This is a genomic window from Pseudomonas sp. PSB11 (assembly GCF_014596605.1).
GTDB lineage: Bacteria > Pseudomonadota > Gammaproteobacteria > Pseudomonadales > Pseudomonadaceae > Aquipseudomonas > Aquipseudomonas umsongensis.
Genome location: NZ_NOIO01000011.1, coordinates 83,313 through 107,717 on the forward strand (window position 1 = coordinate 83,313; position 24,405 = coordinate 107,717).

20 protein-coding genes are annotated in these 24,405 nt (G+C 60.6%); 14 read left to right on the forward strand and 6 right to left on the reverse strand.

Going from position 1 to position 24,405, the window contains the following annotated elements; genetic code table 11:
• Positions 1-54 precede the first annotated feature (54 nt).
• Positions 55-963, forward strand: a complete 909-nt coding sequence (locus tag CGA21_RS15160) for a LysR family transcriptional regulator (RefSeq protein ID WP_188264509.1) — start codon at positions 55-57, stop codon at positions 961-963.
• A 119-nt stretch (positions 964-1,082) separates the two neighbouring features.
• Here the strand turns inward: CGA21_RS15160 and CGA21_RS15165 are convergent, their stop codons facing one another.
• Positions 1,083-1,334: a hypothetical protein gene (locus tag CGA21_RS15165; RefSeq protein ID WP_008061409.1), complete on the reverse strand. Its 252-nt coding sequence runs from the start codon at positions 1,332-1,334 to the stop codon at positions 1,083-1,085.
• 164 nt (positions 1,335-1,498) lie between these two features.
• Between CGA21_RS15165 and CGA21_RS15170 the strand changes: the two genes are divergently transcribed.
• Entirely contained in the window at positions 1,499-1,816 is a 318-nt protein-coding gene (locus CGA21_RS15170) for a YqjD family protein (protein WP_110747577.1), read from the forward strand.
• 84 nt (positions 1,817-1,900) lie between these two features.
• Here the strand turns inward: CGA21_RS15170 and CGA21_RS15175 are convergent, their stop codons facing one another.
• Complete coding sequence (locus tag CGA21_RS15175; protein ID WP_110747580.1) at positions 1,901-2,941, reverse strand: Ldh family oxidoreductase; 1,041 nt, start codon at positions 2,939-2,941, stop codon at positions 1,901-1,903.
• A gap of 183 nt (positions 2,942-3,124) precedes the next feature.
• On the opposite strand from CGA21_RS15175, the gene CGA21_RS15180 reads away from it, so the two are divergent.
• The gene (locus tag CGA21_RS15180) at positions 3,125-7,975 is read left to right on the forward strand and encodes a dermonecrotic toxin domain-containing protein (protein ID WP_188264510.1); all 4,851 of its coding nucleotides are present in this window, start codon (positions 3,125-3,127) and stop codon (positions 7,973-7,975) included.
• Positions 7,976-8,071: 96 nt separating this feature from the next.
• On the forward strand, positions 8,072-9,073 hold the full coding sequence (locus CGA21_RS15185) for a FecR family protein (protein WP_188264511.1): 1,002 nt from the start codon (positions 8,072-8,074) through the stop codon (positions 9,071-9,073).
• A 54-nt stretch (positions 9,074-9,127) separates the two neighbouring features.
• Here the strand turns inward: CGA21_RS15185 and CGA21_RS15190 are convergent, their stop codons facing one another.
• Complete coding sequence (locus tag CGA21_RS15190) at positions 9,128-11,464, reverse strand: acylase (RefSeq protein ID WP_188264512.1); 2,337 nt, start codon at positions 11,462-11,464, stop codon at positions 9,128-9,130.
• Positions 11,465-11,719: 255 nt separating this feature from the next.
• Here CGA21_RS15190 and CGA21_RS15195 point away from each other — a divergent pair, with 255 nt between their 5' ends.
• Positions 11,720-12,091, forward strand: coding sequence for a fe2+ zn2+ uptake regulation protein (locus CGA21_RS15195; RefSeq protein ID WP_188264513.1), 372 nt, complete (start codon positions 11,720-11,722; stop codon positions 12,089-12,091).
• Positions 12,092-12,114: 23 nt separating this feature from the next.
• On the opposite strand, the gene CGA21_RS15200 is transcribed toward CGA21_RS15195, so the two are convergent.
• Positions 12,115-12,303, reverse strand: coding sequence for a hypothetical protein (locus CGA21_RS15200; protein ID WP_075945084.1), 189 nt, complete (start codon positions 12,301-12,303; stop codon positions 12,115-12,117).
• Positions 12,304-12,683: 380 nt separating this feature from the next.
• On the opposite strand from CGA21_RS15200, the gene CGA21_RS15205 reads away from it, so the two are divergent.
• From CGA21_RS15205 to CGA21_RS15235, 7 genes are all read left to right on the forward strand, one after another.
• Positions 12,684-13,130 carry a DUF411 domain-containing protein gene (locus tag CGA21_RS15205; protein WP_188264514.1) on the forward strand — a complete coding sequence of 149 codons (447 nt, stop codon included), beginning with the start codon at positions 12,684-12,686 and terminating at the stop codon, positions 13,128-13,130.
• On the forward strand, positions 13,130-13,564 hold the full coding sequence (locus CGA21_RS15210) for a YqaA family protein (protein WP_033040427.1): 435 nt from the start codon (positions 13,130-13,132) through the stop codon (positions 13,562-13,564). The genes CGA21_RS15205 and CGA21_RS15210 overlap by 1 nt, the downstream gene beginning before the upstream one ends.
• A gap of 83 nt (positions 13,565-13,647) precedes the next feature.
• Positions 13,648-14,670 carry an alpha/beta fold hydrolase gene (locus tag CGA21_RS15215; protein WP_188264515.1) on the forward strand — a complete coding sequence of 341 codons (1,023 nt, stop codon included), beginning with the start codon at positions 13,648-13,650 and terminating at the stop codon, positions 14,668-14,670.
• 13 nt (positions 14,671-14,683) lie between these two features.
• Positions 14,684-15,637, forward strand: coding sequence for a D-2-hydroxyacid dehydrogenase family protein (locus CGA21_RS15220; RefSeq protein WP_188264516.1), 954 nt, complete (start codon positions 14,684-14,686; stop codon positions 15,635-15,637).
• Between the two features lie 139 nt (positions 15,638-15,776).
• Entirely contained in the window at positions 15,777-16,310 is a 534-nt protein-coding gene (locus tag CGA21_RS15225; RefSeq protein ID WP_110747631.1) for a tetratricopeptide repeat protein, read from the forward strand.
• A 66-nt stretch (positions 16,311-16,376) separates the two neighbouring features.
• On the forward strand, positions 16,377-16,862 hold the full coding sequence (locus CGA21_RS15230) for a sigma-70 family RNA polymerase sigma factor (protein ID WP_110747634.1): 486 nt from the start codon (positions 16,377-16,379) through the stop codon (positions 16,860-16,862).
• Positions 16,859-17,620 (forward strand): anti-sigma factor family protein, encoded by a 762-nt coding sequence (locus tag CGA21_RS15235; RefSeq protein ID WP_110747637.1) that lies wholly within the window; start codon positions 16,859-16,861, stop codon positions 17,618-17,620. The genes CGA21_RS15230 and CGA21_RS15235 overlap by 4 nt, the downstream gene beginning before the upstream one ends.
• 104 nt (positions 17,621-17,724) lie before the next feature.
• On the opposite strand, the gene CGA21_RS15240 is transcribed toward CGA21_RS15235, so the two are convergent.
• Entirely contained in the window at positions 17,725-19,023 is a 1,299-nt protein-coding gene (locus tag CGA21_RS15240; RefSeq protein ID WP_110747640.1) for an ATP-binding protein, read from the reverse strand.
• Positions 19,024-19,027: 4 nt separating this feature from the next.
• Entirely contained in the window at positions 19,028-19,729 is a 702-nt protein-coding gene (locus CGA21_RS15245; RefSeq protein ID WP_020797194.1) for a response regulator transcription factor, read from the reverse strand.
• Between the two features lie 292 nt (positions 19,730-20,021).
• Between CGA21_RS15245 and CGA21_RS15250 the strand changes: the two genes are divergently transcribed.
• On the forward strand, positions 20,022-21,179 hold the full coding sequence (locus tag CGA21_RS15250) for an efflux RND transporter periplasmic adaptor subunit (protein ID WP_110747643.1): 1,158 nt from the start codon (positions 20,022-20,024) through the stop codon (positions 21,177-21,179).
• A gap of 15 nt (positions 21,180-21,194) precedes the next feature.
• Positions 21,195-24,293 carry an efflux RND transporter permease subunit gene (locus tag CGA21_RS15255; RefSeq protein ID WP_188264517.1) on the forward strand — a complete coding sequence of 1,033 codons (3,099 nt, stop codon included), beginning with the start codon at positions 21,195-21,197 and terminating at the stop codon, positions 24,291-24,293.
• The last annotated feature ends 112 nt before the right edge of the window (positions 24,294-24,405 follow it).

Genomic DNA, 24,405 nt, shown 5'->3' on the forward strand with positions numbered 1-24,405 from the left:
TCATTCTCAGGCGCTAAAGGATCATCAATAAAGCCCTGTTTACTGCTGAATGATATGAACCTGATGAATATCGCCACCGTCGACCTCAACTTACTCAAAGTTTTCGAAGCCTTGCACGAAGAGTCCAGCGCCAGCCGCGCGGCGTTGCGCCTGGGCGTCACGCAGTCGGCGGTAAGCGCGGCATTGCGCCGGCTGCGCGAGCTATATGGCGATCAGTTGTTTGTGCGCACCGGCCGCGGTCTGGCGCCGACGCTCAAGGCTAATCAGTTGAAACCGGTGGTCAGCGACGCGCTGAACAAATGCCGGCAAAGCCTGGCGATGGTCGACCCGGCGGCCCATCACTACGAAGGGCGCTCGGTCACAGTGGGCATGTCGGATGATTTCGAAATCGCCTACGGACGCCGTTTGATCGAGGAAATCGCCCGTTGCGCGCCGAAACTGAGGCTGATCTTCCGCCAGACCCACAGTCAGATCGTCGCCCACGCCTTGATGGAACGCAGCATCGATCTGGCCATCACGGCCGGCGGGTTTGCCGAGCGGTTGCTCAGTCGCCAGGTATTGGGTGAAGGCGATTACCTGTGCCTGGTCGACCCGATGAGTCTTGCCGCGGGACAGCAAACCATCGAGCTTGAAGAGTTCGTCACCCGTGAACATATCCTGGTGTCATCGGGTGGTTTTATCGGGATCACTGACGAAGGATTGGCCGCACTGGGCCTTAGCCGCCGGGTATGCGCTTCGACCACGCATTTCGCCGCATTGCCGCATCTGCTCAAGGGCAGCCAGGCGGTGGCGACCATTCCGGCCCATGCCGCCCGAAGCATCGCCACGCTCAGCGGCCTGGCACTGCTGCCCTGCCCCCTGGCGTTGCCGCGCTACCCGATCGAACTGGGCTGGCGCACCAGCACCCAGCTCGATCCCCTGGTCATGAAGGTGCGTGAAGCGATTGTCGCCAGCTTCCTGTAGGAGCGAGCATGCTCGCGAAAAACGTCCGGACAGCGTGGTCACCCGCAAAGCCCTCGTTATCGTTGACGTCCATCGCGAGCTTGCTCGCTCCTACAGTAGATCGGAACAGCCGCGAGCGATTATTTGGCCGCCATCAGCCGATTGACTTCACTTCGCACCATGTTCGAGAACTCCGGTGGCGACATGCCATCCAGCTCGGCGCGCACCCACTCGGCCCATTTTCCCTTGCGCTTGGCGCGCTCACCGAACAGACGTGCGGCTTCGCCCTTGGCCTTGCCCAGGTTGTTTTGCCAGAGTTCGAACAGACGGGATTTCTCGTCTTCCAGCGCTGCGCGCTCGGCAAGGGGTTTGTCGGCCAGATTGAAACTCATGGGAAATTACCTGCTGCGTAAATAGGCTACATCTTACACTGTAGGAAGAAATGTCCTGCGCTGGATTTTTCTACAGGATGGCGTCCGCACGCAAAGTCACTGCAACTTTTTCTATCGCGGCAGACTCCATTGTTCACTGTCCATTACCTGCAAGGAGTCACCCAATGGCCCGCAAAACCGCCGCACAAGCTGCCGAAGACCAGATCAAGGACCAGGCTTTCAGCGAACTTCAGTCGCTGATCGAAGAGTCGGAAAAACTGCTCAAGAGCAGTGCGTCACTGGTCGGTGAAGAAGCGGACACGCTTCGTGGACAAATCTCCCAGAAACTCCAACAGGCACGGGACTCGGTTACCAGCGTCCGTTCTCGGACCCTGCCGGCGGTCGAAGCCACACAAACCTACATAGGTGGGCACCCATGGCAGACCGTGGCCATTTCCGCAGGTTTTGGGTTGGTCGTGGGCTTGTTGTTGGGACGACGGTAAGCACTGCCGTCAAATAACCTCAAAATGAAATGCATTCCTTGTGGGAGCGGGCAAGCCCGCTCCCACAGGTCCACTTTTAAATATCTAGGCGCCAGCCAACTCCCGAAGATTCGCCAGCGTACCCGCATCCAACTGAATTCCATCAGCATTGGACTTGGCGCGCTGATGATGACGCCGATCACCCGGTAACCGCTTGAGCCCCACACCGTGCATTTGCCGCACCAACTCCTGGCTGCGCTCGGCAAAGCTCTGCCCGGCCGCCTTGGCCGGATCGATCACGATCAACAGTTGGCCGGTCCACGGAGTCTTGGCCCCCGGGTGGTTCTTCCAGTCGAACTCGAACGAGAAGTTGCCGCCGGTCAACGCCGCCGCCAAGAGCTCCACCATCATCGACAGCGCCGAACCTTTATGGCCACCAAACGGCAGCAACGCGCCTCCCTCCAGAATTGCCTGCGGGTCCTGGGTCGGCTGGCCAAGGCTGTCGACGCCCATGCCCTGCGGCAAACGTTCGCCCTTGCGCGCGGCGATCTGCACATCGCCATGGGCAATCGCGCTGGTGGCGAGGTCGAAGACAATCGGCTCACCGTCTGCCCGCGGGGCGGCGAAGGCAATCGGGTTGGTGCCGAACAGTGGGCGATCGGCGCCGTGCGGCACCACGCAGGTCATGCTGTTGACCACGCTCAACGCCACCAGCCCTTCATAGGCGAACGGCTCGACGTCCGGCCACAACGCCGCGAAGTGATGGGAGTTACGAATCGCCAACACCGCAATGCCGGCACTGCGAGCCTTTTCCACCAGCAAGGCGCGTGCGGCGGCGAGCGCCGGTTGGGCGAAACCATTGCCGGCATCCACCCGGACAAAACCCGAGGCCACGTCCTCGACCACAGGCACGGCCTGGCCATTGACCCAGCCGCTCTTGAGCGTGGACACATAACCGGGCATGCGGAACACGCCATGACTGTGGGCACCGTCGCGCTCGGCACCGGCGCAGTTGAGGGCCAGTGTCCTGGCGACCTCATTGGAGGTGCCATGCCGAACGAAAATACGTTCGAGCAACAGGACGAGAGAATCAAAATCCAGGGTTGAGTTGGCCGAACTGACTGCCATTTCAGGCGAAGCGGTCATCTGAAGCTCCAGTTTTATTGTTAGAGGCGGGCGACATGTCGATTAAGCGCTTTCTTACTGGCGTCCTGTCAAGTCTCTCGCGCAAGCAATATGTACCGCACCCAAGCTGATCCCGCTCCCTATTGTCACCCCTTGATTCAATGACCTGCGCCGAGCAGTGTCGCAGTCCAACAAGGAAGCATCATGACAATACCTGCATTACCGTATTTTTTTGACGAGGCTGAGCGCGCGTCCACTGCCAGGGAACCCGGCGAGCGGGAAAATGCGCTGGGCTTTACCCTGGACGATCTGAGTTGGCTGAAGACGGTTTACCTGCCGACCCAGGCAGCCCGCAAAAGCCATGGAAAACCGATGCAGGTCTTCCATCTGTTGTTGTCTTTGACCGACAAGGCCGACATCCCATTGGCCGGCAGCTTTGCCATGAGCCGACCCGGCAATGGCGAGGTCACGCTCTACACACCGTGGAAAGGCTTGATCAAATTCGCGGACATGGTCGTCCTCAAAAGCACACTCAACGCGTGGTTGGCGCAGGCCACTGGACAACGTGAACTGTTGCGTTTCCTCTCCATCGAACAACGCATGGCCGCCGCCGCAGCACTCGATATCTCCACCCGCGAGATCGACGGTGCCGTGTTTGAAGATCAGGAACTCACGCTCAAGCAACAGCAGGAACACAATCTCAAGGCGATGATCGACGAATTGGTCAAGATGCCCTCCTTGCAATCAATGCTGGACGACACCCTCAAGCACTCGCTGTACAAGTCGTTCCCCAAACTCGACCAGCGCCTGACGCAGCTGAAAAGCTTTGTCAGTACAGGTTCTGTGTTTGATGACGGCGAAACGACTCATACGGTTGCCTCGATGCCATTGAGCAACGCGCTGCTGGTTTTTTACCTGACGAACCAGTGGCCAAGGGGCGACTCCAGGGTGTTTGCCCACCCCGAGCACGTCATCAGCAGCGATGCCGACAACCATGCCTGGGAAAGCGCGATAAAAGAAATCGCGCAGAGTCTCACCCCGCACCTGCACAGTCTGCTTGCGACGTTCTGGAACACGCCCATGGCCAATGGCTTGTCGCGACAGGCGTTTTTCGCCGAGTGCTTGCGTGACACTTTTCACGCGAGACTGTTACACCAGCGTCAACAGGGCACATTGACCACAGAGCAATACCAGCGACTGTTGACTGTCAGCCTCGCTCCCGCCTCGACCGACCCTCTTCGCATAGAAAAAGTACGGGTCACCGCCCCCTTCAAACATTTTGCGGAACTTGCCTCGACCTTGATGATTGGCGGCGCCAACTCGTTGGGTTTCCTGTACAGCCCGTCCCGAGGCATCGAGGCCTCAAGCGACCTGCCCGCGGTGAAAAAAATCGTCCAGCAGATGCTCGAAAGCGAGGGGCATGAAGACACGTTGCTCAATTTCATGTCATTGGACGAACGCAGTACCTTTCTGGGGCTGGAACCGAACGAACGGCTGATCATTGGTGAGCCCATCGTCGGCTCGGTGTTTACTCGCTTGATGCATGACATCGTGGATAAACAGCGGCAAAACCTCAGCCATGCCTTGAGCCGTTACCGTGAAAGCGAAGGCATGCTGGACCCTCATGCCTTGCTCGACAACGCCTTGGACGTTCGGGGGTTGATCGATCAACGCTTGCTGCTGGCTGAAGCCCAGGGTCGCTGGAGCACACGGCCGGACCGCGGCATTAACGCGCGACCGGCCACCGTGCGCGCCGAGTCGGCCAAACAGGAGCTGTCGCTGCTCAATTCGGTCGAACAGGCGCTCGATCAACTCCTTGAAAAACACCCGGCCATTCCCCCGCAGACCCGCACGTTCACCGATGCGCGAAGCCTGGTCAACCTGTCACTGGAGGGTTTGCAATCGAGTTTTACCCATACCCTGTCAACGGCCCTGCGCAGTGAACTGAAGCTGCGCACCGTCTCGCGCACTCTGGGTGCGTCAGAACGGGCGATCATCAAGACCGTGCTCGATACGCCCATACACTGGCAGCGAGCAGCATTGAACGGCTTTTTACCGGAAGTCTTTGCCCTGGCGTTGAAGGCTGGAGCCACTGCAACCCCGCTGAAACTGGCCAGTTGTTTTGTCTTGACTGAACGGGGTGGCCTGGATCCGGTGCACTCGGGCAAAGCCATTCTGTGGACGCCGGCACTGGGATTTGAAGCCTTCAAGGCACTGACGCCACTAAAGGACGAGCTCGAACGGCGCCTTGAAAACGAAAATCATCGTTTTATGCTCTTGGAAAACCTCGGCCGCAGCGAGCGGTCGCCCGGCAAAGTCTACACGCTGGCGCCGCTGCAACGGATTCATGGGCATTTCCTCGAACATGTGCAAAAGCCCTTCGTTGATCTGGACCAAGCCTTCGTCACCCGTGCGCTGACCACCCCTCTCTCCCCCGCGCCGCTGGCCAACCTGTTGAATCTGGTAGCCCTGCGTGAGCCGATGACCGGGCTCAGTCGCGCGACCGACATCGCCCAGTCCCTGACCACCCAGCAAAAACTGCCAGCCTGGCTGGCCAAGGCGTCGATCAATGAGCTGATCCTGCATGGCGAGCTGCTTGAGCAATACCTGAAAAACGTAAAGGACGACCAGGATTACCTCACCGGCATCCGCTCATTGCAGCGCACTGCCCACCATGAACTGGAAAAACAACTCAAGGCAGACAACTTCAACATCGACCCCGACAAGGTCCAGGTCGAGATCAGCGCGGGTCCCAGGTCTGCATCCAGCAGGCAGACGCTGACCGAATTTGCGTTGGCTCACCTCAAGGACCTCGACACCATCCGCCTCGAACTGACGCCCCTGGACACCACGGTCATTGCGCAAGGCTTCGACGAACGCTACATCAAAGACCTGATACGCAATCTGAAACCGGGTGAGCATCAGCGGAAAATCCTCAGCGCAGCCCTCGCCGATACCGAGGCAAACAGGGTTCGCCGGCAGCGTTTCTACACGCAACTGCCCTGGCAACTGATGCACTACGCCCATGAAGAAAAACTGCAGGAGCGCTTGAGCGAAACCGGTTTTGACCTTGTCCGCCAAGTCATGGACATGCCGGACGCCATCGCCCGAGCCGCCGTCGAAGGTGCCCACGCCATCATCCGGCCTTTGGAGTTCCTCGGTGTCAGGAGCGGCCAAACCGTAAAGGTGCCTGGCATCTACCTGATCGGTTCATCGGCAGATAACACAGCGCCGCAGGTGCTGTTGGCCCCTCACAGTCCTCAGCACGGGATGAAGGAATACGCAAGCGAAGCCCAGTTGTTGGCCGAACTGAAGACACGCGGCCCATTGCTCGATTGGATACTCATGAACCTGGAGAACCCCGAGCGGATCTTGCTGCAGACGCGGATGGCAACGTCCAGCAACCGGACGACAAGAGCCGTGCCGGTGGCCTCGGGCAATACCAGAGCCGACGTCACGCTGGCATCCAACCCCATCAAGGGGCACCTGTTCGGTCAATTGTTCCATGACAATGCCGCGTTGTTGAGCCGATTGCTCGGTTGTCAGTCCGATGACGGAAAGCAGGGTGAATGGGCAACCATCAAGCACGTTCTGGGTGAAGACCTGCACGAGGCCTATTCGTTTTTCATGGGCAAGCTCGCCTACCCTGTCACGGTGTACTCCAGCTACCGTGACATCAAGCAATCCGCCGAAGACCTGCAAACGCATAAATGGTCGTCGGCCATCAAGAGGTTCATCAGCGGCATTGCTCAACTCGCTTCGTTGCGCCAATCGCTGGACATTCCCGCACCGCCGACTTCCAGGCCGACCGATGCGCTGCAAGAAAAACCTGAAGCCGCCTGCAAATGGCAAGACATCAAGGTTACCGCCCCCGAACGCACTGGCCTGAAGCATCATGAAAGCCTGCACGTCGACCTGGCTTCGCTCAAGCCCGACTCAACGCTCGGGCTCTACGCGCACCCGGCGACCCGGCAAGTTTACGGGCCGGTGGAAGGCAAGGTATTTGCGGTGGCCAAACGCGGCACCCGCTGGCGCATCGCTGGCACACAGGCGCTCGGCCCTTATCTACGGCAAAACGAATCGAAACAATGGGTGCTCGACCGGGCTGCACCCGCACCGCAATTTGGCCTCATCCGCCGACTGGATGCGCTGGCAGCGGCCTGGGACGGCATGAACATCGACGCCCATGGAATGGCGCAAATACGACGCCTTTTCCCGCTAAAGGCCCGGCAAATCGACGAAGCGCTGGACCTGGCGACGAGCTATGCCTGGAACAGTTTTCAAAACCTGCAGTTGCTGAAGAACGCCAACGACACGACCACCCCCGTGCACGAACTCATCAAGCGTTTCATCGACGTGCCAGAAGTACTGCCCGCACATGTGGAAAAGCTGGAAAAAGTCGTGGGCGACATGTTTGCCGCCTTGTTGGACCCTTCGCTCAGAAAGGCCAAGTCCGATCGTTTTGTCGTCGGCAGGGTAATCGAAGGCGCCGAGAGTACATTCGGTTTTGTCGTCCCGAAGGACATAAAAAAGAAAATCTACCTGGGAGAAAAGTTCTTTGACTCCAGTTACGAGCATTACCGCCAACACCTTACCGACAAGGCCTTCCCGATCAGTACGCATGCACGGGCGACGACTCTCCTGCATGAACTTTCACACATCGTTTGTGACTCCGAGGACATTTCCTACATGGATCCTGGTAGACCTTTCGCCGATCTGATCGGCACTGCCAGTGGGACCGCCAGGCAGCTCAAAAATGCTTTGACCAGTGTTCAGGACACCGCGTTGTCGATCAAGACACCCTACACACAACTGTTCATGACCCAGGATCCCGACACTGGCGAGTGGGAAGATCCGGGAAGTTCTACTCTTGCAGATACCGATCGGGTCAAAGCGCATATCCTGGCGTTGACCGGCGCAGAAAACCTGAGCGGTGCTCGCGAGACCTTCAAGAGAAACTCACTGGTCCGGCTGGCGGTACAACTTGGCAACGCTGATAGCGTGGCCTGGTTAATCAGTCAGCTCGGACGGGTGTTACACACCCACACGCCTTGATTCAGAAAATAAACAGCCGTTTGATGGGTAAATGCCATGACGGCTGTTTTCGCAAGCTGCCCTCAAGGTTAGAATGCGGGAAATCAGGATGAGTCAATGACCGACACCCCTCTCCCGCAAGCCCAGTTTGACGCCATTACCGAAGCCGCCGCGCATTGGTGCATGCGCCTGCATGAACCCGACTGCACCGTTGAAGAGCGCCAGGCATTCGAGCAGTGGCTGGATGTTCATCCACTGCATCTGGTCGAATACGAGGCCATGCTGGAAATCTGGGAAGTTGCAGGCGATCTTCCGCGACCAGACTCCAGCGTTGCGCCAATGGTGCGCCGCACCCGGGCGTCCTGGCGCACTGTCGGCATGGCGGCGGCCGTTTGTGCATTGGCGTTGCCGTTGGCGGCGTACAGCGGCTGGAACCTGGGCTGGCTGCCCAATTCGTATCAACACTTCGAGGCGACCGACAGTGTGCGTCAGGTCACCTTGAACGACGGCAGCCAGGTGGAACTGAACCTGGGCAGCGAGTTGACCTACAGCAACTACAAGGATCGACGCCAGGTCACCCTGGGAAAAGGCGAGGCGTTCTTCAGCGTCAGCCACGACGCGTCGCACCCATTCGTCGTCAAGGCGTCCGAAGGCCGAATCCGGGTCACCGGGACAAAATTCAACGTCTGGATGTATGAAGACCAGGTGAAGGTAAACCTGGTCGAAGGCTCGGTACTGGTCAGCAGCAACGATGACCTGTCGAGGGATGGCTTGAGGCTCGGCCCTTCGATGCAAGCGAGCTATCGCCATGGCGACCACATTCCGCGGATCAGCCAGACCTACGACAACGACAACTCGCTGGCCTGGCGCAACGGCAAACTGGTGCTCGACGACCTGACGCTCAGCGATGCCCTGCCATTGATCAACCGCTACCTCGAAAACCCCTTGATGGTCGCCGACAACAGCACCGGCGCGATCCGCATCGGCGGCATCTACAACATCAAGGAGCTTGATACCCTGGTGACGTCCCTGCCCAAGGTGCTGCCGGTCTACCTGACCCGCAACAAGGACGGCAACCCGGTGCTCAACGCCATTCCGCAGCAAAGCCCGAAAAGCTGAAGGCCGCAGCCCTCGCGGCTGCGGCCTTCACGCCTCAATCAACCCGCCTTCAGCTTACTGGGTACCCCCCCTGGCGTTGTGTTCGTGGATGGTCTGGGCCTGATAGTCCGGGTCCGCCAGGATCTGTTGCTCGGTGAATGGCAACACACTGAGCTGCTTCTTCGAAAAAGCCAGCGTCTGGTCCCGCGAGTATTTCGAGGCTGGATCGCTCGACAGCGAAAATGCCAGAAGCCCCTTGGCCTGCGGGCCCTGTTCATCGAACGTCACCACTTGCAGGTAGCTGGTACCGCTGACCACTTCGCGTTTGCCGTCGCTCCTGGGCACGCTCTGGATGGCGTTGTAGACGCCCAACGTACCCGGCCCGCCATGGATCGGCGTTTGCTCCCCTCCGCTGCTGACCACCTGGACATCGCCCCAGCGGGCATCTTTCCTGAGCCCTGAGGCCTGGACCTGCTCTACCGATGCCAGCATCGCTTGGCGCAACGCCTGCGCCACCTGTGGACGGTCAACCGCCACGCCTCTCGGCGTGTGTTGCGGGTCCAGCGGATCGAACGCCACGCGCCAGGCATCGGGCACCTGATCCAGCGCCTCCATGACATTCTGGAAATGCACGAAGCCCATGCCGCTGTCGAGGTTGGCCTTGCGATCCCAGGCCTTGAGGCTGGCACACAGCGGCGCCAGCGCCTGCGCATCGGCCCCCAGGTCGGCCGCGCAGAATTGCAACAGGTCCGGCATCACTTGCGTCGCCTGATACACCTGGTCATCCAGCACCATCTGTTGCAGATCCGCCGCCGCGATCGGCCCGGACCTGGCCAGTGAACCCAGGCGATCCAGGGCGAACCGCGCGCGCAGCCCCAAGGGTTGGCCGTCCTGGCTGATCAATGGCGAGAAACCGGTGAGCGGCTGCGCCGGATTGGCCAGCCAGGCCGAATCATTGGAATGCTGCACGAAGTCCTTGCGTAGCAGTTGCGGCAATTGGCTCGCGGCAAAAATGCCTTTTTGTGCGGCGTGCGGGTCGATGTCCCAGGCGCAGGCGCTGTTTGAACCGTCGAGGATGATCATCTGCAAGCCGATTCGTGGATCACTGCACTGCGCGAGTTTTTCGCTGCTCACGTTCGGCACCACCGACAGGTTCATGTACAGCGTCTGGCCCTGATCGTCCGCCGCCAGGGTGTTGACCCACGGGATGCCCTGGATTTCATGGACCGAAGCCTGGAACGCCTTGAGGCTGCCGGCACGGTTCATGGCGTACCACTGCTGCAACACCCGGTCATTGTCCAGGTTGGCATCGCGCAAGCTGTAGGCGAACTGATTATCCCAATCCAGCTTGCCCGGCCATTGCACAATCGGGCCGAATTGCGAGCTGTACACCACGTGGGACACCGCTTTGACCGTGCCATCCGGCTGCTTGAGGTCAACCGTCAGCGTCTGTTTGTGCATTGGCAGGGATTGGCCATCGAGCAGGTAACGGGTCGGATCCTTAGGATCGAGTTGCAGTCGATACAGCGTGAAGTGCTTGGACGAATCCACCGTGTGGGTCCAGGCCAGGTGCTGGTTGAAACCGATATTGATCAACGGCAATCCAGGCAATGCGGCGCCCATGACGTCCAGTTTGCCAGGGATGGTCAGGTGCATCTGGTAGAAACGCATCCCGCCGACCCACGGAAAATGCGGGTTGGCCAGCAACATGCCGCGTCCGTTGAAGGAGCGCTCGCTGCCCACCGCCACCGCGTTGCTGCCACGATCGAGGGCAAAGCGCTGCAAGCGTAAAGCGGCCACCTGGAACGAAGCCTGCTCATGGCCAGTGGCGGCGACCGCGGCCGGCGGCGTCGCGCCCGCCAGGGCTTCGGCGAACTGCCCGACGCCGCCTTCGACCAGCAAGCGCCGGGTCAGCTTGACCAGATCCATCGCGGTAATGTCCCGCACCCAATCGCCCTGGCACTGCGGCGGCAGGCCCCGCGCCCGACGCTCGCCCAGGAAACGGTTGTAACCGGCCACATAACCTTCCATCAGCTGCCGTACTTCAGGGGGTTGCGCCTGCCAGAAAGCATCGACCGCCTGCGGGGTGTTCAACCAGATGAAAAACAGATCGCTGAGGCGGTTTTCCCGACCTTCGACGGTGAACGGGTCGGGGCCGAACAAGCGTGAGCGTTGACCGTTCACCGTGGCGATCTCGTTGGCCAGCAAACACAGGTTATCCTGAGCGTAGGCATAGCCGATGCCGTAACCGAGCCCCCGCTCGTTCTCGGCTCGAATATGTGGCACACCGAAACCGGTCCGGCGGATATCGGCACTCGCCTGCCCAGGCGGGTTGTGTGCACTCGCCGCAACGCTCAGCCCGAGAAATACACCCGCCAGGCTGATCCTGGCTAACTGGCTGGAAATAATCACACTCGCTCCTGATCGAAAACCGATGGTCACAGTTCTGCGTACAGACTGCGCATCCTGTTAGGGACGAAGCAAACGACGAAAATTTAGGAGACTGGATGGCGGTCGCGGACCGCATTTCAACGCCACCTTACACAGTGGTCACATCATGACGACGAAATTTCTACATTTAAGTCTTCATGATTTGGGTCGCTCATGCGTCTGTAAGGCAAGAGCGCCCAATTTTTCCCGATCAGGCTCTGAAAAGGAGTTTTTGCAATGTACAACTCGCAACTGCCAACGGACGGTAGCAAAGCGCCAAAGGGCACTTCCATTGGGGTCGGTGTTTTCGACCAGCGTACCGAGCGCCACGGCAACGAGCGCATCCGTATCCTGCTCAAGAGCTTTGGCCTGCGAACCAGTCTGATTCGCCTGAAAGTCATCGACGCCTTGCTGTCGGCCGCCGAGAACGACCGCAGCCTGGGCGTGCGCGGCGTGCACACGCACTTGCTGGAACTGGATATTCCCTTATCGTTCCTGAGTGTGCGCGAGGTGTTGAAACGCCTGTGCACCGAAGGCGTGATTGTCCTCAATGCGGACAAGAGCTACAGCCTCCACCCACGCGCCGCCGCCCTGCTGAGCCACGACTGATCGAGCCAGGCCCGGCGCGCCGCTCAGGGCTTGACCTTGCGGCGCATCACGCCGTTGACGACCACCACGACCACCGCCACGCCGATGGCGATGTACTGGAACAGTTTTTCACTGATGACGCCGGTGTTCTGCAAATACGAAAGGCCAAACATGATTCCCAGTACCACGAGGGAGATCAGAATCGAGTATTTCAAACGTTGCGATTGAGTCATTGGTAATTCCTGAAGCTGAAATATGTATCCGCTGTGCATCCATCAAACGGGGGCTTATGTTACAGCCGATGAAGATTTTTAGCTTTATCGCGGCGAACGCCGCCTGACAGCCGCCCCATGTATGATCGTTCCCATGCTCTGCGCGGAAATGCCGCCAGGGACGCTCCGCGTTCCGCTGACAACGCATGACGTGAGCCGTGTGCAACGGGTGCGGCCGCCCACCTGACAAACTTGTCATCTTCCCCTCATCCGCCTGACAACTTTGATCTACGATAATAAGGCCAAGCAACTCGGTAGCAATTCGAAACAAACTCGGAACGCCTACCCGCTAAAAACCTTCAAAATATGATTTTCGCCCGCTACCCGAGACCCCTTCCCCCATGCGAACCCATTTACGTCTGGCTGCCTTGGGCGCCCTGTTCATTTCCTCCCTGGCCCAAGCCGCCGACCTGATCCCGATCGAGGTCCATCGTGATGCCAATTGCGGTTGCTGCAAGAAATGGATCAGCCATCTCGAAGCCAATGGTTTCAAGGTAGAAGACCATGTCGAAAGCAACATGAGCGAGTTCAAGCAACAACACGGCGTACCTCCGCGCCTGGCCTCGTGCCATACCGGCTTGATCAACGGCAAATTCGTGGAAGGCCATGTGCCAGCCGATCAAGTGCTGGCCCTGAGCAAGCGCGATGACCTGCTCGGTGTTGCCGCCCCTGGCATGCCCATGGGCTCGCCGGGCATGGAAATGGACGGCATGAGCGATGCCTATCAGGTGATCGGCCTGAAAAAGGACGGTACGGATGTCGTGGTGGCGGACTACCCCGCCCATTGATTTTCACTGCCTGCTTCGGCTTGTTCCTGGCGGCGTTCGGTGCCGCGACTTTACTGCCGCTGCAGTCCGAAGCGGTGCTGGTCGGGCTGATACTCAGCGATCGGTACTGGCTGTGGTTGCTGCTGGCTGTCGCCACGCTGGGCAACGTCCTCGGTTCAGTGGTGAACTGGTGGCTGGGACGCGCCATCGAGCGCTTTCGGGACCGGCGCTGGTTCCCGGTCAGCGCCAGACACCTGGAAAACGCCCGTCGTCACTATCAACGTTACGGCCACTGGTCGTTACTGCTCAGTTGGCTGCCGGTAATCGGCGACCCACTGACCCTGGTGGCCGGCGTCATGCGCGAGCCGCTGGGGCGTTTCCTGTTGATCGTGACCCTGGCCAAAGGCGCCCGTTATGGCGCAGTGGCGTTGGCCACCCTGGGGTGGATGAGTTGAACCAAGTGCCGCGGCGATTGCCTGTTTAATGTCGCCCTAATCGTGCCGATCCAGCATCGGCGGATTTTCAACGGAGTTCATCCATGCCCCTTACCCGCTCAAGCTGGCTGCCCGGCCTGCTGCTGACCGCCGCCATGCCCGCCATCGCTGCCGAGGGCCCGGTCTACGGCCCCGAGCTGCAAGGCTTCGAATACCCCTACACCGTCAAGCATTTTGCGTTCGAGTCCCAGGGTAAATCCCTGCAAATGGGCTACATGGACGTGGCAGCCCATGGCAAGGCCAACGGCCGCAACGTGGTGCTGATGCATGGCAAGAACTTCTGCGGCGCCACCTGGGAGACCTCGATCAAGGCGCTGAGCGATGCCGGCTATCGGGTCATTGCCCCGGACCAGATCGGTTTCTGCACGTCCAGCAAACCGGACCATTATCAGTACACCTTCCAGCAACTGGCGAGCAACACCCAGCAACTGCTCAAGGCCCTCGGCATCCAGAAAGCCAGCTTGCTCGGACATTCCACCGGCGGCATGCTCGCCACCCGCTATGCGCTGCAATATCCCGAACAGGTCGACCAGCTTGCGATGGTGAACCCGATCGGCCTGGAGGACTGGAAAGCCCTCGGCGTGCCTTATCGCACCGTCGATCAATGGTATGAGCGCGAACTGAAGGTGACAGCCGAAGGCATCCACGACTACCAGCGCAACACCTATTATGATGGCCGCTGGAAGCCCGAATTCGACCGCTGGGTAGACATGTACGCCGGCATGGCCAAGGGCCCTGGCAAAAACCAGGTCGCCTGGAACTCGGCTTTGATCTACGACATGATTTTCACCCAACCGGTCTACTACGAGTTCAAGGACCTGAAGGTGCCGACCTTGCTGCTGATCGGCACCGCCGATACCACGGCGATCAACAAGGACATCGCGCCCCCCGAGGTCAAGGCGAAAATCGGTCATTACGACGTGCTCGGCAAGCAGGTGGCGAAACTGATTCCCCAATCGACCCTGGTCGAATTCCCCGGCATGGGCCACGCGCCGCAGATGGAAGAGCCGGCGCAGTTTCACAAGGCCTTGCTTGGCTGGCTGGACAAAACCAACCCCGTTCCTTGATGAGGTAAGGCTGATGGCGGTACAGATTGCAGTGATCGATGATTGGCAGGATGTGGCCCGCGACGTGGTGGACTGGTCGGCGCTGGAGACCATCGGCCAGGTCGCGTTCATCCACGACTACCCCGCTGACAACCCGACCCTGGCCACGCGCCTGGGCGAGTTTGAAGTGATCTGCGTGATGCGCGAGCGCACGCGCTTCGACGAAGACCTGCTGCGCCGCTTGCCCAATCTCAAGCTGCTGGTGACCGGTGGCATGCGCAATGCCGCCCTCGATCTCAAGGCCGCTGCTGCGCTCGGCATTCAGGTCTGTGGCACCGACAGCTATAAACATGCCGCGCCGGAGCTGACCTGGGCCTTGATCATGGCCGCCACCCGCAACCTGGTGGTCGAAGCCAACGCCTTGCGCGCCGGAAAGTGGCAACAAGGCCTCGGTGGCGACCTGCATGGCAAGACCCTGGCGATCCTGGGCCTGGGCAGCATTGGCCAACGGGTCGCCCGCTTCGGCCAGGCGTTCGGCATGCGGGTCATCGCCTGGAGTGAAAACCTCAGCGCCGAACGCGCCGCCGAGTTCGACGTGACCTACGTCAGCAAGCAGCAATTGTTCGAGCAGGCCGACGTGTTGTCGGTGCACCTGGTACTCAGTGAGCGCAGCCGTGGCATGGTGGACGCCCAGGCGTTGGCATGGATGAAGCCCACGGCGCTACTGGTCAACACCGCCCGCGGGCCGATTGTCGATGAAGCGGCGCTGATCAAGGCCCTGCAGAAACAACGCCTGGGAGGCGCGGCGCTGGACGTGTTCGAGCAAGAGCCCCTGCCCGCGCATCATCCATTCAGAACCCTGGACAACGTGCTGGCAACGCCCCATGTCGGGTACGTCAGCCAGCAAAATTACCATCTATTCTTTGCGCAGATGATCGAGGACATCCAGGCCTGGGCGGCGGAAAAACCGATTCGTCTACTGAATTGACAGCCCCCGGTAAGCTGGGGCTTTTGTTGCAAAAAATCGCCCAAGAAAAATGAATAAATGTTCAGGCCGAGGTGTTTATGTTTCGCATGAAGGGTCATCAGCCCTTCTCAACGTTTTCGGCCCGTTCGGAGCATTGCCCATGAATCGCCGTCTCTCGATTGTTACTGCACCACTGGTGCTTGCCGTCGCGCTGTCCAGCTCCCTGGCATGGGCCAACGGCGAGGAAGATACTCCTGCCAAACCGCAGTGCCCTCGAGGGCAGGTGTTCGACAGCAAGGCACAAAGGTGCGTCAAGCAAACCAGCATGCTCTTGCCGGACGCCGACCGTACCGACTACGCCTATCAGCTGGCCAAGGACGGGCGTTACGAAGAAGCCCTGGCCCTGCTCGATACGCTCAAGCAACCCAACACCGCCAAGGCCTTGAACTATCGGGGCTACGCTACGCGTAAACTGGGACGGACCGATGAAGGCATCGGTTATTACCTGCAGTCGGTCACGCTTGATCCGCAATATGCGCTGGTTCGCGAGTACCTTGGCGAAGCCTATGTGATCAAGGGCCGGCTGGACCTCGCCCGGGAACAGTTGCAGCAGATCAAATCGATCTGCGGCAACACCACCTGCGAGCAATACCAGGACCTCGCCGAAGCCATCAACGCGTCATCGAAAACCTGACAACCCGATTGGAGGGAGGTCGCTATCGCCAGCGATCAGGAAATTAGGGCAGAACTGGGACAGCACCTGGCGCGTCTGTGGCGTTACGGCTTGCTGTTGTCCCGACAACGGCATGTCGCCGAGGACTTGGTGCAGGCCACCTGCGTGCGGGCGCTCGAACGCGGCGGGCAATTTGAATCGGGCACGCGCATGGACCGTTGGCTGATGAGCATTCTGCATTCAATCTGGATCAATGAAGTGCGAGCCCGCCGAGTGCAGCAGGGCCAGGGCGTGGTGGATGCCGATCAAGCCCTGTCGTTCGATGGCGAACAAGCGGCACAGACCCATGTTCGCGCCGCGCAGGTGATCCGGCGCGTAGAGGCGTTGCCCGAGGCCCAGCGCGAAACGGTGTTTCTGGCCTACGTCGAAGGCTTGTCCTACCGCGAGGTGGCCGATGTCCTGCAAGTCCCCATCGGCACCGTGATGAGCCGACTGGCCGCCGCCCGGCTGAAACTCGCCGAGTATCCGCCCCTGCACACGGTGCCGAACCCTTCCACCGGAGAACGTCGATGAACGCGAAACTGTCGGATGAGCAACTGGTGGCCTACCTGGACAACCAGCTCGATGCCGAACAACGCAGCCGCATCGATGCCGCCCTCGCCGAAGACCCGATGCTCGGCTTGCGCCTGCAATGGCTGGACCGCAGCAGCATGCCGTTCAAGTCAGCTTACGACGAAGTGACTCGACAAGCCCCGGTCGAGCGCCTGCAAGCCATGCTCGATACCCTGCCCGCCCCGACTCGCCCTGCACTGAGTCGGCGCTGGTTCCTCGCGGCCGCCGCCGGATTGCTGGCCGGCGGGGTGCTGGCGGACCGTTTGTTCCTCGGTTGGCAAACCAGTCAGCAGACCCACAACTGGCGCGGGCTCGTCGCCGACTACATGGTGCTCTACGTGCCGGAAACCCTCGACCATTTGCCCAGCGACGAAGCGACGCAACAGGCGCAGTTGCGCACCATCGACGCGCGATTGGGACTCAATCTGCTGCCGGCAAAACTGGCCTTGCCACGCGCCCAATTCAAGCGCGCACAAATCCTTGAATACGACGGCGTGGCTATCGCCCAGATCACTTACCTGGACCCGGTTCATGGGCCGATGGCGCTGTGCGTCACGCGCTCCAACAGCGGCAGCCGGCATTTTGCCAATGAGCGACGGCACGGGATGAACATCGTGTATTGGTCGGATATGGAGCATGCGTGGATGCTGATCGGGCGTAATTCGCTGGTGGATCTTGAGGAGATGGCCACGCAATTACGCACTCGGATCAGCACCTGACCCTTGTAGGAGCTGCCGCAGGCTGCGATCTTTTGATCTTGATATTGGAAGAAGCAAGATCAAAAGATCGCAGCCTGCGGCAGCTCCTACCGGGTGATGATGGATCAGGGCGCTGTCGGCAACCACAGCCGAAACCTTGCCCCACCCAACGGCGACGCTTGCACCGTCAACGTTCCACCCTGGGCTTCCAATGCCCGACGGCTGATTGCCAACCCCAGGCCAAACCCGCCGGTGGCCCGATCCCGGCTGCGATCGAGTCGATAGAACGGTTCGAATATCCGCTCGCGCTCGTCATCCGGGATACCGATCCCATCGTCGTCCACCCAGATCTCACAGCCTTTGGGGCACACCTGTACACCGACCTGAATGCGCCTTTCGCAGTAGCGCATGGCATTGCGCAACAGGTTTTGCAGGGCGCGGGCGGTCAGCCGTGGGTCGAGGCTAAAGCGTTCGAGCTGGCCGTGCAGCAACACGTCGATGACGATATCCGGCGATTGTTCTTCGTCGACGCTGCCCAGGATGCTGTCGATGAATTCATCCAGCGACACTTCGATAGGCTCCGGTAAACGTGCGGGGTTTTGCAGGCGGCTGTACGACAGCAATTCCAGCACCAGTTCGTCGAGCTCACGAATGTGATTGACCAATCCCTGCAAACGCTCGCGGCTGGTGGCGGGCAAATCATCGGAAAGGGCCAGGGCCAGGCCAAAATCCAGGCGGGTCAATGGCGTGCGCAATTCGTGGGATACGGCATTGAGCAGGTCCCGCTGTTGATTCAGCAGGTTCTCGATGTCGCCAGCCATCGTGTCGAAAACGTTGGCCAGGCTGCCGATGTTGGAGCTGGCGGCAATCTGCGTACGCTCGCTCAAGTGCCCCTTGCCGAAGCGTTCCGCCGCGCTCTTGAGACGTTCCAGGTCACGCCAGTGCGGGCGCAGCCACAGCAGCAGACAGGCAAGCATGGTGGCGCCGATCAGCACGTTGATGCTCCAGTACAACAGGCTGACGTCCATCGGGTCTGGGGGCACGACCATTTGCACCACGGTGTGCTCGTTCAGCGGTGCCACCGCCAGGGTACGCCAGCCCCAGTCGCCAACGCGCACGACGTTTTCGCCGCGCTGCAAACGCTGCTGTTCTTCGCTCGACAAGCTGGCATCGTCAATGGCGCTGAGCACGATATGCAGCGGTTCGAATTCCTTGTCCATTTGCGCGGCAAGGGCTGGCCATTGTTCGCTCGGGACGGCCTTGAACTGCCTGACCATGAGGGTTTGCAAACCGCGCGAGTAATCCAGGTTGTAGGTGAGGAAGCGCTCGTGGAAGACCTTGATCACCAGGTCCGGCACCAGGTAGATCGCGGCGCTGAACGAAACGATGGTCACCAGGTACAGGCGAAAGAGGATTCTGAACATCGTCTCAGCATTCCCACTCGGATCGACTGAACAGGTAACCCTTGCCCCACACGGTCTTGATCTTGCGAGCCTCGCCGGCATTGTCGTCGAACTTGCGCCGCAGCTTGGAGATGGCCACATCCACCGAACGGTCGGTGCCGTTGAACTCGATGCCACGCAGGCGTTGCAGGATCTGGTCGCGGCTCAACACTTCGCCAGCATGTCGGGCCAGCACCACCAGCAAGTTGTACTCGCCGCTGGACATTTCCACCGGCTGCCCGCGCCAGGTCACCGTGCGCTCGGACAGGTCGATGCACAGATTGCCCATGAGGATCCGGTCATTGGCCGCCAATGGCTCGGCAAGGCTGCTGCGCCGTAGCAAGGTGCGCACCCGGGCCAGCAGCACCCGGGGTTCGCAGGGTTTGGTGACGTAGTCGTCGGCGCCCATTTCCAGGCCCAGCACCTGATCGTGGCTGTCGTCGCGGGCGGTGAGCATGAGGATCGGCAAGCTCGCTGAATCGGCGCGCAGCAGGCGGCAGACTTGCAAGCCATCGAGACCGGGCAGCATCAAGTCGAGGATCACCAGGTCCGGCGGTGTGAGCCGCGCGCGTTCGCGCACCTGATCGCCTCGACCGATTACGTTGACGGAGTAACCGTTGCGTTCCAGGTAGCTGGCGATCAGCTCGGCGAGTGCGGTGTCGTCTTCGACCAGGAGGATGTTGGGCATGGGGTGTTTCCAGAAAGTGCAGTGGCGTCTGTCAGGCCCTCTTCGCGGGCAAGCCCGCTCCCACAGGGTCCGATGCGAACACAAATTATGTGTACACCGTCAATCACTGTGGGAGCGGGCTTGCCCGCGAAGGCGGCATCACAGGCGCAAAAGGAATCAAGCTGTAAAGGATATACGCCCCGGCACACACCTGAGCAAAACCCTTACACAATTTCACACAGCACCAACAAAGCTTCACCGCTACCATCGCCGTCGCCCAGTAGGATGCTGGGGGTCACTATTGGGGTCATCCATGTCAAAGAAACTGCTTGCCGGGCTCAGCCTGATTGCACTGGCGTTGACGCTGAGCGCGTGCGACAAGGCTTCGATCGCCGAAGAACAGCCGCCATTGGCCAGCGTTCGCATCGAAACCGTCGAAACCCGAGCGCTGTCGATCAGCAGCGAATTGACCGGGCGCATTGCCGCGCCGCGCATGGCCGAGGTGCGCGCCCGCGTCGCCGGCGTGGTGCTGCAACGGGCCTTTCGCGAGGGCAGCGACGTGAAAAAGGGCGAGGTGCTGTTCCGGATCGATCCGGCACCGTTCAAGGCGGATCTCGATAGCGCCGAGGCGGTATTGCGCAAGGCCGAGGCCAACGCGTTCCAGGCGAAACTGCAAGAGCAGCGCTACGCCCAGTTGATCGACGACAAGGCCATCAGCGGCCAGGACTACGACAATGCCCGGGCCAACGCCCGGCAAACCGCCGCCGACGTGGCCGCCAGCAAGGCGGCGGTTGAACGCGCCCGGCTGAACCTTGGCTACGCCACTGTCACCGCGCCGATTTCCGGACGCATCGGCCGCGCGCTGGTCACCGAAGGCGCATTGGTCGGGCAAAACGAGACCACGCCATTGGCGCTGATCCAGCAACTCGATCCGATCCACGCCGACCTGACCCAATCAACCCGCGAACTCAACGACCTGCGCCGGGCGTTCCGTTCCGGCCAATTGAAGGAAGTGGGTCAAGGCCAGGCCAAGGCGACCCTGATCCAGGACGATGGCAGCCTCTACCCGTTGCCCGGCAAGCTGCTGTTTACCGACATCACCGTCGACCCGGGCACCGGCCAGGTCATCCTGCGCAGCGAATTCCCCAACCCGGACCTTGATCTGCTGCCAGGCAGCTTCGTGCGCGTGCGCCTGGAGCAAGCCGTCAACCAGCAAGGCATCAGCGTGCCGCAACGGGCCATCCAGCGTGACAGTGCCGGCATCGCCCAGGTATTGCTGCTCGACGCAGAGCAGCGCGTCAGCCAGCAGCCGGTCGAACTGGGGCCGGTGCAGAACGACCGCTGGGTCGTCACGGGCGGTTTGAAGCCCGGCGACCGCATCGTCATCGAAGGCCTGCAACACGCCCGTCCCGGCGAAAAAGTGCAGGTTGACGACACCCCTCTTCCACTTGCCCAGGTTTCTGGCCAGTAAGCAGGACGCTTGTTTATGCCGCAGTTCTTTATCGATCGCCCGGTGTTCGCCTGGGTGGTCGCCCTGTTCATCCTGTTGGCCGGTGCCCTGGCCATTACGCAGTTGCCGGTGGCGCAGTACCCCAACGTCGCACCGCCGCAAATCGAAATCTATGCCGTGTACCCCGGTGCGTCAGCACAGACCGTGGACGAAAGCGTGGTCAGCCTGATCGAGGAAGAACTCAATGGCGCCGACCATCTGTTGTACTTCGAATCGCAGAGCAGCCTGGGCAGCGCCACGATCAAGGCCACCTTCCAGCCGGGCACCGATCCGGAAATGGCCCAGGTCGACGTGCAGAATCGCCTCAAGGTGGTGGAGTCGCGCCTGCCGCAAGCGGTGAACCAGCAAGGCTTGCAGGTGGAAAAAGTGTCCGCCGGCTTCCTGCTGTTGATTGCCCTCACCTCAAGCGACGGCAAGCTCGACGACGTGGCGCTCAGCGACTACCTGGCACGCAACGTGATGAACGAGATCAAGCGCCTCGACGGCGTCGGCAAGGCGCAGTTGTATGGCGCCGAGCGCGCCATGCGCATCTGGATCGACCCGCGCAAGTTGATCGGTTTCAACCTGACCCCGGCGGATGTCAACGCCGCCATCGTCGCGCAAAACGCCCAGGTCTCGGCCGGCAGCATTGGCGACTTGCCGAGCCGCGCGACTCAGGAAATCACCGCGACCATCCTGGTCAAAGGCCAGCTGTCGAGCCCTGAAGAGTTTGCCGCCATCGTGCTCAAGGCCAACCCTGATGGTTCCACGGTGCGCATCGGCGATGTCGCGCGGGTCGAGATCGGCAGCCAGGACTACCAATTCTCCACGCGCCTGAACGGCAAGCCATCAACCGCCGTCGGCGTCCAGTTGTCGCCGGGGGCCAATGCCCTGAACACCGCAACCCTGGTGCGGGCCAAGATGGATGAACTGTCGCGGTACTTCCCCGCAGGCGTCCAGTACACGATTCCTTACGACACCTCGCCTTTCGTCAAGGTCTCGATCACCAAGGTGGTCTACACCCTCGGCGAGGCGATGCTGCTGGTGTTCGCGGTGATGTTCCTGTTCCTGCAGAACATCCGCTACACCCTGATACCCACGCTGGTGGTGCCAGTGGCGCTGATGGGCACCTTCGCGACCATGTTGGCCCTGGGGTTTTCCATCAACGTGCTGACCATGTTCGGCATGGTGCTGGCCATCGGTATCCTGGTGGATGACGCGATCGTCGTGGTGGAAAACGTCGAGCGGATCATGGCCAGCGAAGGCCTGTCGCCCAGGGAGGCGACCCGCAAGGCGATGAAGCAGATCACCGGGGCGATCATCGGCATCACCCTGGTGCTGGTGGCGGTGTTCATTCCGATGGCCTTCATGCCGGGTTCGGTCGGGGTGATCTACCAACAGTTCTCGCTGTCGATGGCCACCTCGATCCTGTTCTCGGCCTTCCTCGCCCTGACCTTGACCCCGGCGCTGTGCGCAACCTTGCTCAAACCGATTGCCCAAGGCGCACACCACGAGAAGAGCGGATTCTTTGGCGGGTTCAACCGCCGCTTCGAGCGACTTACCGAGCGTTATCAGGGCTGGGTTGCCTATGCATTGCAGCGCACCGGGCGTTACCTGTTGATCTACGCGGTGCTACTGGTGGCCCTGGGCGTGTGTTTCATGCGCCTGCCCTCCTCGTTCCTGCCGGTGGAAGACCAGGGCTACACCATCACCGACATTCAATTGCCACCCGGCGCGAGCAAGCACCGTACGGTGCAGGTGGTCGAGGAGATCGAAGCGCACAATGCCGGCGAACCGGGCATCAGCGACAGCGTGGTCATTCTCGGTTTCAGCTTCTCCGGCAGTGGCCAGAACGCGGCGCTGGCGTTCAGCACGTTGAAGGATTGGTCCGATAGAGGCGTCAAGGACTCGGCCGCTGCGATTGCCGACCGGGCCAACGCTGCCCTCAGCCAGATCAAGGATGCCATGGCGTTTTCGGTACTGCCGCCACCCGTCGATGGCCTGGGCACGTCCAGTGGCTTCGAGTTTCGCTTACAGGATCGCGGCGGCCTCGGCCATGCCGCGCTGATGCAGGCACGCAGTGAATTGCTCGCAGCCGCTGAAAAGAGCCCGGTGCTGATGAACGTGCGCGAAAGCGCCCTGGCCGAAGCGCCGCAAGTGCGGTTGGTCGTCGACCGTCAGCAGGCCAACGCGTTGGGCGTGTCGTTTGCCGACATCGGCAGCGTGCTCTCCACCGCGATTGGTTCGACGTACATCAATGACTTTCCCAATCAGGGGCGGATGCAACGGGTGGTGGTTCAGTCTGAGGGCGATCAACGCAGCCAGGTCGCCGATCTGCTGAAGATTCACGTACGCAACAACGACGGAAAAATGGTGCCTTTGTCGGCCTTCACCCAGGCCGAATGGACCCAGGGCCCGGCGCAACTGACCCGTTACAACGGTTATCCGGCGATCAGCATTTCCGGCGAACCGACACCCGGTCACAGCACCGGCCAGGCCATGGCGGAAATCGAACGGCTGGTGGCGCAAGGACCGGCCGGATTGGGCCAGGAGTGGACAGGGCTGTCGTTGCAAGAGCGCTTGTCCGGCAGCCAGGCGCCGATCCTGCTCGGTTTGTCACTGTTGGTCGTGTTCCTGTGCCTGGCGGCGTTGTACGAGAGCTGGTCGATCCCGACCTCGGTGTTGCTGGTGGTGCCGCTGGGTGTACTCGGCGCAGTGCTCGCGGTGACACTGCGCGGCATGCCCAACGATGTGTTCTTCAAGGTCGGGCTGATTACCATCATCGGCCTGTCGGCGAAAAACGCGATCCTGATCATCGAATTCGCCAAGAGCCTGTACGACGAAGGCCACGACTTGATCGACGCCTCCCTGCAAGCCGCACGCTTGCGCCTGCGGCCTATCGTCATGACCTCGCTGGCGTTCATCCTCGGCGTGGTGCCGTTGGCGATCGCGACCGGCGCCAGTTCTGCCAGCCAGCAGGCCATCGGTACCGGGGTAATCGGCGGAATGATCACCGCGACCCTGGCGGTGGTCTTCGTGCCGGTGTTTTTTGTGGTGGTGATGAAGCGGGTGCGCAAACGCCATAAAGATCGTTAACCGACACCCCCCCCTGTAGGAGCGAGCATGCTCCGCGCGGCGTTCCGACGATGAACTCAAGAACGCCTCTGGGTATCAGGCTCCCCGCGTCATCTTTGACGACCATCGTCGG

Bases quoted from the DNA above. Each gene is read 5' to 3' on its own strand.
- CGA21_RS15160 (WP_188264509.1), top strand. From the start codon at position 55: ATGAACCTGATGAATATCGCCACCGTCGACCTCAACTTACTCAAAGTT.
- CGA21_RS15165 (WP_008061409.1), bottom strand. From the start codon at position 1,334: ATGAGTTTCAATCTGGCCGACAAACCCCTTGCCGAGCGCGCAGCGCTG.
- CGA21_RS15170 (WP_110747577.1), top strand. From the start codon at position 1,499: ATGGCCCGCAAAACCGCCGCACAAGCTGCCGAAGACCAGATCAAGGAC.
- CGA21_RS15175 (WP_110747580.1), bottom strand. From the start codon at position 2,941: ATGACCGCTTCGCCTGAAATGGCAGTCAGTTCGGCCAACTCAACCCTG.
- CGA21_RS15180 (WP_188264510.1), top strand. From the start codon at position 3,125: ATGACAATACCTGCATTACCGTATTTTTTTGACGAGGCTGAGCGCGCG.
- CGA21_RS15185 (WP_188264511.1), top strand. From the start codon at position 8,072: ATGACCGACACCCCTCTCCCGCAAGCCCAGTTTGACGCCATTACCGAA.
- CGA21_RS15195 (WP_188264513.1), top strand. From the start codon at position 11,720: ATGTACAACTCGCAACTGCCAACGGACGGTAGCAAAGCGCCAAAGGGC.
- CGA21_RS15200 (WP_075945084.1), bottom strand. From the start codon at position 12,303: ATGACTCAATCGCAACGTTTGAAATACTCGATTCTGATCTCCCTCGTG.
- CGA21_RS15205 (WP_188264514.1), top strand. From the start codon at position 12,684: ATGCGAACCCATTTACGTCTGGCTGCCTTGGGCGCCCTGTTCATTTCC.
- CGA21_RS15215 (WP_188264515.1), top strand. From the start codon at position 13,648: ATGCCCCTTACCCGCTCAAGCTGGCTGCCCGGCCTGCTGCTGACCGCC.
- CGA21_RS15220 (WP_188264516.1), top strand. From the start codon at position 14,684: ATGGCGGTACAGATTGCAGTGATCGATGATTGGCAGGATGTGGCCCGC.
- CGA21_RS15225 (WP_110747631.1), top strand. From the start codon at position 15,777: ATGAATCGCCGTCTCTCGATTGTTACTGCACCACTGGTGCTTGCCGTC.
- CGA21_RS15235 (WP_110747637.1), top strand. From the start codon at position 16,859: ATGAACGCGAAACTGTCGGATGAGCAACTGGTGGCCTACCTGGACAAC.
- CGA21_RS15240 (WP_110747640.1), bottom strand. From the start codon at position 19,023: ATGTTCAGAATCCTCTTTCGCCTGTACCTGGTGACCATCGTTTCGTTC.
- CGA21_RS15245 (WP_020797194.1), bottom strand. From the start codon at position 19,729: ATGCCCAACATCCTCCTGGTCGAAGACGACACCGCACTCGCCGAGCTG.
- CGA21_RS15250 (WP_110747643.1), top strand. From the start codon at position 20,022: ATGTCAAAGAAACTGCTTGCCGGGCTCAGCCTGATTGCACTGGCGTTG.
- CGA21_RS15255 (WP_188264517.1), top strand. From the start codon at position 21,195: ATGCCGCAGTTCTTTATCGATCGCCCGGTGTTCGCCTGGGTGGTCGCC.